General features: G+C 52.4%; 1 rRNA gene. It reads left to right on the forward strand.

Features of this window, described 5'->3' with window-relative positions:
• Positions 1–443: ribosomal RNA gene (locus ACTHSL_RS13055) — 16S ribosomal RNA — on the forward strand; the annotation flags it as partial.

Consider the following 443-nt stretch of genomic DNA (forward strand, 5'->3'; position numbering starts at 1 on the left):
CCTACGGGTGGCAGCAGTGGGGAATATTGGGCAATGGGCGAAAGCCTGACCCAGCAACGCCGCGTGAAGGAAGAAGGTCTTCGGATTGTAAACTTCTTTGATCAGGGACGAAGAAATGACGGTACCTGAAAAACAAGCCACGGCTAACTACGTGCCAGCAGCCGCGGTAATACGTAGGTGGCAAGCGTTATCCGGATTTACTGGGTGTAAAGGGCGTGTAGGCGGCTCTGTAAGTCAGATGTGAAATTCCCAGGCTTAACCTGGGCGCTGCATCTGAAACTGCGGAACTTGAGTACTGGAGAGGATAGTGGAATTCCTAGTGTAGCGGTAAAATGCGTAGATATTAGGAGGAACACCAGTGGCGAAGGCGGCTATCTGGACAGTAACTGACGCTGAGGCGCGAAAGCGTGGGGAGCAAACAGGATTAGATACCCTAGTAGTCC

It is taken from the genome of Neisseria sp. P0008.S010, assembly GCF_051962715.1.
GTDB classification, from domain to species: Bacteria; Pseudomonadota; Gammaproteobacteria; order Burkholderiales; family Neisseriaceae; genus Neisseria; species Neisseria elongata.